A 7,831-nucleotide genomic window follows, 5' to 3' on the forward strand; every position below is an offset into this window, starting at 1 on the left:
ACACCCCCCCCGCGGCTATTCTATGCAGGTCGGCAAAGCGCCGAGCCTACTTAATCCGTTCGTAGTACTCCCGAGTCCGGGTGTCGACCCGAATCCGTTCGCCGGTATTGATAAACAACGGAACCTTCACCGTAGCGCCCGTCTCGACGGTCGCCGGTTTCAGCGCATTCGAAGATGCGGTATCCCCCTTCAGACCCGGCTCGGTGTAAGTCACCTCCATCTCCACCAGCTGCGGCAATTCAGCCGACAGCACCGTCTCCTTTTCCGTGTGGAACATCACCTCCACAATCTCGCCCTCTTTCATCAAGTCGGCGTTATCGATCATTTTCTTGTCAATTACGATCTGCTCGAAAGTCTCGGTGTGCATGAAATTCGCCCCCATATCGTCCTCGTAGAGGTACTGATACGGACGACGTTCCACCCGAACCGGCTCGATCGGCGCGCCGGCCGTGAACGTATTGTCGATCGTCCGACCGTTCTCCAGATTTTTGAGCTTGGTGCGGACGAAAGCCGGCCCTTTGCCCGGTTTCACATGCTGGAAGTCGATGATCTGACACGTTTTGCCGTTCAGTTCGATGCACATCCCGATTTTGATATCTGCGGTTGTTGCCATATTGTGGTTTAAGATTTTAAGATATTCCGTTTCGTGTGACGAAGCACGCAAAGTTACGAAAAAGCCGGAGTTTACGCAAACAGGGGACGCACCCACTCCACCACGATCGCCCAGACCACGAACCGGGCGGTCTTTCCGATCAGCATGAAGAGCGCCACCTGCCAGACATTCGTCCGATAGAAGCCCAGCGCGAGCGCGAACAGATCGCCCACGAACGGAAGCCACGACAGGAAAGCCAGCCACGCCCCATAACGATCGACCCGGACTTTCTGCCGTTCGAGGGTCTCGCGTTTGACTTTGAACCACTTTTCGATCCACTGCCACCGTCCTCCGCGCCCCATCCAGTAGGAGATCATGCCGCCGGCCCAGTTGCCGAGCGAAGCCACGACCACCGTCCATACCACGTGTCCGCCGGCCGCCAACATCCCGACCAGCAGGAAATCCGAGCTGAACGGCAGGATAGTCGCCGCCAGCAACGCCCCGATAAAGAGCCCCACATAGCCTAAATCCAACAACCACTCCATACCCGGTTCGTTATTCGAGTCGTTCGATCGTCAGCTCCGGCAACGACTGCATGAACTGGAACAAATGGGTATCCTCGTTCCTGCTCCGCGTCTTGACCACCATCGTCACCCGATACAAAGTCCCCTCGCCGACCGTCTCGTGCGTCGCCTCGTAACTCATCAGATGATAGCCCTTTTCGTGAATATGCGTCAAGACCTGCCTCAGATTCTGCTCGTCGGAGGTCGAAAAGACCAACAGCGAAGAGTGGATGCCGACGGTCTTGAAAATCAGGGTCGAGAGCTCCAGCCCCGCCAACGTCAGCACCATCGCCGCCAGCCCCACGGCATACATCCCGCCGCCCACTGCCAGCCCGATTCCGGCCGTCGCCCACAACCCGGCCGCCGTGGTCAGCCCGCGCACGAACTGTTTGTGGATCAGGATAGAACCGGCCCCGATAAACCCGATCCCGGTCACCACCTGAGCCGCGATCCGCCCCGGATCGCTCCGCGGATCGGCCGAAAAGGCGTAGATGGAGACGATCATAAACAGAGCGCTGCCCAAAGCGACCAGAAAATGGGTACGCAATCCCGCCTCCTTGGCCCGGAGCTCCCGGTCGAACCCGATAATGGCTCCCAGCAGAGCGGCTATGCTCAGCCGCAACACGAATGTCCAGATCATCTCTCCATGATTTTAAAGTTCGATACTCCGGCACCGCAACCCCGCCCGTTCGATCGCCTCCAGCACCCGCGGCAGGGCGTAATAGAGGTTGCGCGAAGCCTTCACCGAGTCGTGGAAGACCACGATCGACCCCTCGTGCAGGTGGCGCGTCACATTCCGCACACAGGCCTCCGGCGACACCGTCCGCGCATAGTCGCGGCTCAGCACGTCCCACATAATGATGTGATACCGTTCCGAAATGCGCCGGATCTGGCTCCGCGTAATCCGTCCGTAGGGCGGCCGGTAGAGGTTCGTCCGAATCAGTCCGTTGGCCAGGTCGGCATCCTCGATGTAGCGTCCCGCCGGATTGCCCCACCCTTTGATGTGGCTGTAGGAGTGATTCCCCACGGCATGTCCCCGGGCCTTGATCTTGCGAAAAATCTCGGGATGCTGGTCGACATTCTTGCCCAGACAGAAAAAGGTCGCTTTGGCCTCATATTTGTCCAACGTATCGAGCACCCACTGGGTCACCTCGGGGGTCGGCCCGTCGTCGAAAGTCAGGAAGATCGTTCCCGGCTCCCGAAAGTTCCAGTTCAGCTCGGGAAAAAGACGTTTGATGAATTTCGGCGGCCGGAAATACATGTCCGTAAGGGGTTGAAACCTCACAAAGATAGAAGAATATTCGTTACATTTGCCTGGCGGCGGCCGCAGAACGCGGCAGAGCCGCTGTTTTTCACCCAAACCCCTTTCACGCCATGAAAAGAATCACCTGGATACTGGTTTCCCTCGTTGCCGCAGTCGGCACGGCTTGCGGCCCCTCCGGCCCGGTCAAGGCCCCTTCGTCGGGCCGGGCCTACGAACTCTTCGTCGTCGCTCCCACCGAGCTGTGGGAGGGGCCGGCGGGCGACACCGTGCGGGCGATCTTCTCGCAGGAGGTCGAACGGATCAATCAGCCCGAACCGCTCTTCGACCTGCTCAGCGTGCCGCCGACGAATTTCCAAAAGACCGTCTCGCGGCACCGGAACATCCTGATTCTGCGGACGGGGGCGCAGTATGAACGGTCGGATATGACGGCTGCGTATGATGTCTATTCGGCGCCGCAGTTACAGGTGACCGTCACCTCGCCGTCGGCCGACTCGATGGCGGCTTTCCTGCACACCTACGGCCAGGAGCTGGAACAGTTCTACGAAATCGTCGAACGGAACCGGTTCATCGCACAGGCCCGCAAACACAGCGATCCGGAGATCGGCACCCTGATCCGCGAAAAATTCGGTTTCGAGATGAGCATTCCGTCCAACTATCGGGTGCGGCTCGACACGACCGACTTCCTGTGGGTCTCTTACGAGTTGCCGCTGGCCAGCATCGGCTTCCTGATCTACACCTATCCGGCGGACTCGATCATGACGGATGCCACGACGGGATGGCTGGTGGCGGCGCGGAACGGAGCGGTGCGACAGGTGCCGGGGCCGTCGAAGGGGAGCTATATGTCCACCTCGACGATCGTCCCGCCGGATCGGAAGCTCCTGACGATCGACGGACGGCAATGGACGCAACTGCGCGGTTTCTGGGACGTGAAGGGGGATTTCATGGGGGGGCCGTTCATCAACTACACGACTTACGACGGGGCGACGGGGCGGCTGATCGCGATCGACGGCTATGTCTATTCGCCGTCGCCGAACAACCAGGTGCCGATGCGGAACTACATTCGACAGGTGGAGGCGATTTTCCGGACGGTGCGGATTCCGGAATAACGGCCTCGCGATTTTTTCTCTGAACAAGATGGACACTTTCCTTTTCGACAGCATCATCATCGGGCCGATCCACAGCCGGCGGCTCGGTACTTCGCTGGGAGTGAATCTGTTGCTTCCGGACTCGAAGCTGTGCAATTTCGACTGCATCTACTGCGAATGCGGATGGAACGGCGCGCACGGCACGGGGGGATTCAATCCGGCGGAACGGGTCGTTGCGGCGCTGGAACACCGGCTGGCGGAGATGGCGGAGACGAAGGCGCTGCCGGATGTCATTACTTTCGCGGGGAACGGCGAGCCGACGATGCACCCGGAGTTCGAACGGATCATCGATGAGACGTTGAGGCTGCGGGATCGTTACGCGCCGCAGACCCGGGTGGCGGTGCTGAGCAATGCCACGATGATCGACCGACCGGCGGTACGGAGGGCGTTGTTGCGGGTGGATCGGAATATCCTGAAGTTGGATTCGGCGCTCGACGAGACGGTGCGGCGGATCAACCAGCCGCAGAACGGACACACGGTGGCGGAGACGATCGACCTGCTGGGCGGGTTCGAGGGAAAATTGATCGTCCAGACGATGCTGCTGCGGGGAGATTACGGCGGTCATCGGATCGACAACACGACGCCGGAGGAGGTAGAGGCTTATCTGGAGGCGATCGGTCGGATTCGGCCAAGGGAGGTGATGCTCTACACGATCGACCGCAACACGCCGGCGGATGGCCTGGAGAAGGTCTCGTTCGAGGAGATGGAGGCGATTGCGGATCGTCTGCGGGAGGCATTGCCCGGTTTGGTCGTCTCGGTGGCGAGGTAGTCGGTATAGGGGTAGAGGCCGTCGATTATTTGGGCCGCGCGGCCCCGTTTATTCCGAGAGGCAACGCAACTGAAGAGCGTGAGCACGACCATCCTCTCTGCCGAGGTCGAGATAAGTGACATAAAAATTTAGCGACAAACTGTTGATCCGGCAGGTTGTACCAGACCAACTGTATCCATTTCCCCCGACGTGTGCTAAAGCACCGCTGAGTCTTTCGCGGTAGCCCGGGGCGGAAGGGCAACCCCTCCTATTGCGACACCGCGACCAGCTTGAACACCTTGTCGCCCCGGTGCACCTTCTCCGGCGTCCGGATCGAACACCGGCTCCCTTGCGACGCAACCTCCACCGGCAGGAGATCCACCCGGATCTCCTCCGGCGTGAACTCCAACGCCCCGGTCGTCGCCCCGAGAAACAGCAGCTTCTCGCCCAAAGCCAACGGAACCGCCTCGACCGACACCTCCGCCACCCCGATCCGGGCAAAATAGTTCGTCACCCGACCCACCATCACCTTCTTCTCCGTCGCCGCCGAACCGTAGTGCTCCGACCACTCGCCCAACCGCTGACCCAAGTAATAACCGTCCCAGAAATCGCGGTTGAAGACCGTCCGCAGCCGCTCCTTCAGCTCCGCCCCCAACTCGCGCGTAAAACGCCCTTCGATCACCGCCCGAACCCCCTCCTTATAGCATTCGCACACGCGCCGCACATACTCGCCCGACCGCGCACGGCCCTCGATCTTCAGCACCCGTACCCCGGCATCGATCATCCGATCCAGAAACTCGATCGTACAGAGGTCTTTCGGCGACATGATATGCTCGTTCTCCACCACCAACTGCGTCCCCGTCTCGACATCCTCCACCCGGTACGACCGGCGGCACAACTGCCGACACTCGCCCCGGTTGGCCGACTTCCACGCCTCGTGCAGACTCAGGTAACACTTCCCCGACACCGCCATGCACAACGCGCCGTGCGCGAACATCTCGATCCGCACCCGATGGCCTTTCGGCCCCCGGATATCGCGCGCTTCGATCTGGTCATAGATATGTCGCACCTTGTCCAACGAGAGCTCCCGCGCCAACACCACCACATCCGCATACCGGGCATAAAAGGCCACCGCCTCCGTATTGCCGATATTGAGCTGCGTCGAGATGTGCACCTCCACCCCCTGCTGCCGCGCATAATCCATCGCCGCCTGATCCGCCACGATCACCGCATCGATCCCCTCCCGTTTCGCCCGCTCCACCACCTGACGCATATAGGGGATATCCTCGTCGAACAGTACCGTATTGAGCGTCAGATAGGTCTTGATTCCATGCTCGCGACAGGTCGCAACGATACGAGCCAGATCGTCGAGCGTGAAATTCACGGACGATCCGGCCCGCATGTTGAGCCCCTGGACGCCGAAATAGATCGAGTCGGCCCCTCCCTGTATGGCCCCCTGCAACGACTCCCACGAGCCGACCGGGCACATGACTTCGATTTCGAGTTTTTCCGTCATCCCGCTCCGCCGTTTTAGAGGTCGATCTGCTCCACCCGCCGCACGTGCCGTCCCCCCTCGAATTCGGCCGCGAAAAAAGCGTCCAGAATCTCCGCCGCCTGTGCCTCGGTCACGAACCGGGCCGGAAGCGAGCAGACGTTGGCATCGTTGTGCTGCCGTGCGAGGGTAGCGATCTCGGGACACCAGCAAATAGCCGCCCGCACGTGCGGATGTTTATTGAGGGTGATGCTGATACCGTTGGCGCTGCCGCACAATGCCACGCCGAGATCGCACCGCCGTTCGGCCACTTCACACCCCAGTGCATGGGCATAGACGGGATAATCGACGCTCTCGCAACTGTGGGTGCCGAGGTCTTTGACGGTGTAGCCTTTGGCCAGCAGGTAGCCGGCGACGAACTCTTTCATCTCGTAGCCGGCGTGGTCGCTGGCGATGGCGACGTTAAAAGTCTTCATAAACGGTTCTTTTTCCGATTTTTCAACGTCGCCAAAGGTACGATTATTTTGCGGGATTGCCGATGCACTCCGCTACGGGAACGGCGCGTTCTTCCTGGAAACAGTAGGTGCCGGAGAGGTTTTCGTAGACGTACGGAACGTATTGCAGCACCTGTAGGGCGACGAACTTGCCATCCCGCGAGCGGCGGACATCGAGCCGCACGGGGCCGCTCTCTTTGCGCCGGGCAGCTCGCAGGGCGTCGAACCGTTCGCGTTCGATGAGTTCGACGAGTTCAGAGCCGGAGAGGCCTTCGAAATAGAGGGAATAGCCTTCGACGGGGCTTTGCGTGGGTTGATAAACGTTTTCCCAACCGCCGAAAAAGAGTTTCAGCACGCCGACGATCAGGGCTGTGAAGGCGCCGACGGTGCACAGCATATAGACGGAAGAGCTGGTATCGCGAATCGTGGTCGATGCGAAATAGAGTGCGATTCCGCTGGCAATGAGGCCGATTCCGAGCCCTAAGGCGCGTTTGCTCCGGCGTTTGACGATCAGATTTTCTGCATTCAACGTATTTTGTTGTACTGACATGATTTTCGTGTTTTAAGTGTGTTTGTTATTCATCATCCCGACGTGCGGAATGGTTACATTGCCCTCGGGGGTTGAGGCGGAGGCGCCTTTGTTTGGGGGTAGAGGCGGGCCGGTTCGAGTGCCGAGCGGCACCGCCCCGGGCATTCGCGACTGTGGCTACTACAAACAATTAGGCGCATTGGGTGGCGTCGGCTTCGGAGGCTCGAGCTGGTCTTCGGCAATCAACGATACCAGCGGCGTGAACTTGGATTTCAATTCGCAAGCCCTCAACCCCAGCAACGTAAGCTTCCGTGCCTACAGTTTTCAGTTGCGTTGCCTCTCGGAATAAACGGGCAGGAGGCCCGCGGGGGCAATGGGCTGGAGCTACCCTAACAACTGGCAGCCTCTACCCTATTTCAATTTGACTTTGCGGTCGGACGCCCGGGAGGTACAGAACTCTCGACGCGGGAGCGGCGTGTTGCGGGCCTCCCGGACGTCCGGCCCGAGCGGCTCTACGAGCCGCAAAAGCTCGGCCCCATTTACTGATCATGCCTGTCGGGTTCGGGCTGCGCGCTCCCCGGGTGGGCTGAAGGCCCTGCGCGCAAGCCCGGCGGTTCTACGAACCGCAAAAGCAACGCCCATTCACCGCCTCCCATTCTATTAGGTTCGCCGCCAGCGGGAGCGCAACCGAGTTTGCGAGGGTTGCAGTCCGCCGCGTGGGGTGGCGGCGAACTGCGCGACTCTACGAGTCGCAGAAGCAACAACCTATTCACCGCTCCATTCTCGGAAGTTCGTCCTCGGCGCGCCCCCCACGCGCCGCTAATGCGTCGCTCTCGCCGAGGACGGCGATTCCTCTCGGAATCGCGCTATTCGCTCTCCACCCCAAAGCACTGCCCCGTGTCGGCCTCACTGCGGCTCCGCTTTCGCTCCGCCGCATTTCCGTCGCCCGCGGCAATTCTTGCCGGATTGGCCGAGTGCCAACCGGCAGAATATGCCCTTTAAAG

10 protein-coding genes are annotated in these 7,831 nt (G+C 60.2%); 3 read left to right on the forward strand and 7 right to left on the reverse strand.

All coding sequences use genetic code 11. From position 1 onward, the window contains the following. Positions 1–46: 46 nt before the first annotated feature. The 4 genes from efp to ACTO3O_RS08870 all read right to left on the reverse strand — a co-directional run bounded on the left by efp (position 47) and on the right by ACTO3O_RS08870 (position 2,440). Positions 47–613: an elongation factor P gene (gene efp, locus ACTO3O_RS08855; RefSeq protein ID WP_294594038.1), complete on the reverse strand. Its 567-nt coding sequence runs from the start codon at positions 611–613 to the stop codon at positions 47–49. Between the two features lie 71 nt (positions 614–684). Beyond that, on the reverse strand, positions 685–1,137 hold the full coding sequence (locus ACTO3O_RS08860) for a YqaA family protein (protein WP_297832200.1): 453 nt from the start codon (positions 1,135–1,137) through the stop codon (positions 685–687). Between the two features lie 10 nt (positions 1,138–1,147). Then, complete coding sequence (locus ACTO3O_RS08865; RefSeq protein ID WP_294594035.1) at positions 1,148–1,795, reverse strand: MgtC/SapB family protein; 648 nt, start codon at positions 1,793–1,795, stop codon at positions 1,148–1,150. A 12-nt stretch (positions 1,796–1,807) separates the two neighbouring features. Further along, positions 1,808–2,440 carry a polysaccharide deacetylase family protein gene (locus ACTO3O_RS08870; RefSeq protein ID WP_482596702.1) on the reverse strand — a complete coding sequence of 211 codons (633 nt, stop codon included), beginning with the start codon at positions 2,438–2,440 and terminating at the stop codon, positions 1,808–1,810. An 89-nt stretch (positions 2,441–2,529) separates the two neighbouring features. Between ACTO3O_RS08870 and ACTO3O_RS08875 the strand changes: the two genes are divergently transcribed. Next, positions 2,530–3,525 (forward strand): DUF4837 family protein, encoded by a 996-nt coding sequence (locus tag ACTO3O_RS08875; RefSeq protein ID WP_297832196.1) that lies wholly within the window; start codon positions 2,530–2,532, stop codon positions 3,523–3,525. A 28-nt stretch (positions 3,526–3,553) separates the two neighbouring features. Then, positions 3,554–4,333, forward strand: a complete 780-nt coding sequence (locus tag ACTO3O_RS08880) for a radical SAM protein (protein ID WP_297832192.1) — start codon at positions 3,554–3,556, stop codon at positions 4,331–4,333. Between the two features lie 247 nt (positions 4,334–4,580). Here the strand turns inward: ACTO3O_RS08880 and ACTO3O_RS08885 are convergent, their stop codons facing one another. The 3 genes from ACTO3O_RS08885 to ACTO3O_RS08895 are packed head-to-tail and all read right to left on the reverse strand — an operon-like array spanning position 4,581 to position 6,848. After that, a complete protein-coding gene (locus ACTO3O_RS08885; RefSeq protein WP_297832189.1) occupies positions 4,581–5,828 on the reverse strand; it encodes a peptidase U32 family protein in 1,248 nt (415 codons plus the stop codon). Between the two features lie 14 nt (positions 5,829–5,842). Further along, a complete protein-coding gene (gene rpiB / locus ACTO3O_RS08890) occupies positions 5,843–6,280 on the reverse strand; it encodes a ribose 5-phosphate isomerase B (RefSeq protein ID WP_294594852.1) in 438 nt (145 codons plus the stop codon). Positions 6,281–6,323: 43 nt separating this feature from the next. Next, a complete protein-coding gene (locus tag ACTO3O_RS08895; RefSeq protein WP_297832186.1) occupies positions 6,324–6,848 on the reverse strand; it encodes a hypothetical protein in 525 nt (174 codons plus the stop codon). Between the two features lie 118 nt (positions 6,849–6,966). Between ACTO3O_RS08895 and ACTO3O_RS08900 the strand changes: the two genes are divergently transcribed. Next, the gene (locus ACTO3O_RS08900; protein WP_297625981.1) at positions 6,967–7,176 is read left to right on the forward strand and encodes a hypothetical protein; all 210 of its coding nucleotides are present in this window, start codon (positions 6,967–6,969) and stop codon (positions 7,174–7,176) included. The last annotated feature ends 655 nt before the right edge of the window (positions 7,177–7,831 follow it).

This window comes from Rikenella sp. (assembly GCF_056799795.1).